The sequence below is a fragment of the Marivita sp. genome, assembly GCF_051251565.1.
GTDB lineage: Bacteria > Pseudomonadota > Alphaproteobacteria > Rhodobacterales > Rhodobacteraceae > Marivita.
The window spans coordinates 1-2,574 of sequence record NZ_JBPOFB010000059.1 but is presented as its reverse complement, the minus strand read 5'-3'; the positions used below and the strand labels follow the sequence as shown (position 1 = coordinate 2,574).

The following is a 2,574-nucleotide window of genomic DNA, read 5'->3' as shown; positions in this document are numbered from 1 at the left end:
CTCGTTGATGGTGCGACTGGCGAACCCATTCTGCTATTTACCGATGAAGATGGTAATGTTGTTGGCCGTATCGGGGGCGTTGACGGCCCCGCGGCCATGGTCGTTTCCGTTGATCTCACAACCGGCGTTGTAACACTTGATCAGCTGCGCCCTGTTACAAATCCTGCAGGTAACGACGATGCAGTCAACATTACTGATGACGCGATCCTGTTGACAGCAACTGTAGTCGACGGAGACGGCGATACCGTGACTGAAGTGGCACCAATTGGCACACGCCTTACGGTCACAGACGATGTGCCAACAGCCGTTGATGATGCTGCGTCTTTGGCTGCGGGTGATCTGGGGCCTGTGACGGGCAACCTGATCACAGGTGCGGGGACGGATACGGAGGGTGCGGATGGTGCGACTGTGACTGGCGTTGCCTTTGGCATCACCACAGTGGTCGTGCCTACGACAGGCACCACTACGATTGACGGAGAATACGGGACGCTGACGGTCTCGGCGGACGGCAGCTACAGCTATACTCGGGATGCGGGCACGGCGGGCGGTGTGGATGAAATCTTTGAGTACACGCTGACTGACACGGATGGCGATACGTCCAAGGCCGAGCTGAAGATAGCATTGGGCGACAGCCCTGTTTCCTTCGATGATCTTGACGATGCCACCGGCGCTGATGGTGTTGTGTTCGAGAGCCAGTTGCCAACGATCGGATCTGGTGTGGGGGGTACGTCCTCGACGATCTCGGGCAGCTTCACGATCACGTCGTTTGACGGGATTGATGCGCTGACGATCAGTGCAGGTGGCACTACGATCACGGTTGTTGATGACAATGTTGCGGCAACGACGCCGCTGGTTTTGACCAGCGCTTTGGGCAGCACGTTGACGGTCACGGGCTATGACGCGGCAACGGGCGAGGTAAGCTATACCTATGCGCTTGCAGCGGGGGAGGCGCATGCTGACGCCACGACCCGCGACAGCCTGCTGGATACATTTGCGCTGAGGCTGACGGACACGGATGGCGATGTTGCAACGGATTCCCTGATCATTAGCATTGTGGATGACCTGCCAGTTGTGGACACGGTTCCAGCCTTTGCTGTTGGGTTGACGGTAACGGATGCTGATTTTGGCACGAATGCTTCTGCCAGTTTTGCGGGCCTGTTTGACATTAATCACGGTGCTGATCTGGCGGATGCGACTGCGGGCACGGTTTACAGCCTCGAAGTTTCTGCTGACGGTGTCGACAGTGGTCTGGTGGATGAAGCAACGGGCGATGCGATCTTGTTGTACGTCGAGGGCGGTGTTGTTGTCGGCCGTGTTGCTGATCAATTCGGTCCGGCGGCGTTCAACGTGAGTGTTACTGCAGATGGTACCGTGAAGCTGGATCAAACCCGCGCGCTTGATCACCCGACAGCGGATGCGGCCGACACGGTGAGCATCGCACCGGGTGCGATCTCGCTGCGGGCGACGGTTCAGGACGGTGACGGTGATACGGCAACGGATGTTCTTAGAATTGGTGACCGTCTGAGCTTTGTTGATGATCTGCCAACCACAGCGCTGGTAGACAGCGGTGCAACCGCGCCGGTTCTCGCGACGCAAGACGGAGACACGTTGACGGCTGTTGATACAGCAACGGCTGACTTCAGCGGTTTGTTCACACTGACCAACGATCTGGGCAATGACGGGGGCGCGGATGTAGATGCAGAGGTTCTGACGCACGCGCTGAGCCTGCAAGGGGGCGCGACGAGTGTGGCGTCTGGTTTGAGCAGCGAAGGCGACGCGGTGACATTGCACCTGATTGGCGGTGTTGTTACGGCCTCGACCGAGGCGAATGCGGTGGATGTGGACCCGGCCAACACGGTGTTCACGATTGCGACCGATGCGGCGGGCGTAGTGACGCTTACGCAGAGCCAACCCATTGATCACGCGGATACATCCAGCAGCTCTGAAGTTGCTGCATTGGCCGCGGGCCTGGTTGTTCTGACGGCGAGCTCAGCCGTAGAAGACGGCGACGGCGACACCGCGACCGCGGCCGCCAGCGCGGACATTGGCGACAGCTTTACCTTCACCGACGACGGCCCGACAGCAGGCGTTACCCCGGACACAGCCGTGGATGAGGCAGACCTGCGTACAGGTGGTACATTGACTGCAGGCGAGGAAATTGTTGCGGATTACGGTGCCGATCTGGATCCTGTCGAGATCCGCTTTGACGCGGTGCAGGTGCAAACCGATCTGGATGCGCTTGGCCTGAGCAGCGACGGCGTTGCGTTGACATATACCATTATGGACGGCTCGATTGTCGCGCTTGCCGGTACAGCACCTGTGTTCACCGTGGCGCTGGTACAGCCAACGGCGGGCAACGGCTTCGTACCAAGCTACACCTACGTCCAAAACGAAGTGCTGGATCATGGCGCCGCGGGAACCGACGTGCTGAACCTGCCATTCGCCTTTACAGTCGAAGACGGCGATGGTGACACGGCCTCCAGCAGCTTTACCGTTGCGGTCACAGACGATGTGCCAACAGCCGTTGATGATGCTGCGTCTTTGGCTGCGGGTGATCTGGGGCCTGTGACGGGC

Annotated in this window: 1 protein-coding gene; it reads left to right on the top strand. The window is 59.2% G+C overall.

The features are described from left to right. On the top strand, positions 1-2,574 hold a 2,574-nt coding region (locus ACSHXH_RS19280; protein WP_435673422.1), incomplete at both ends, for a DUF5801 repeats-in-toxin domain-containing protein.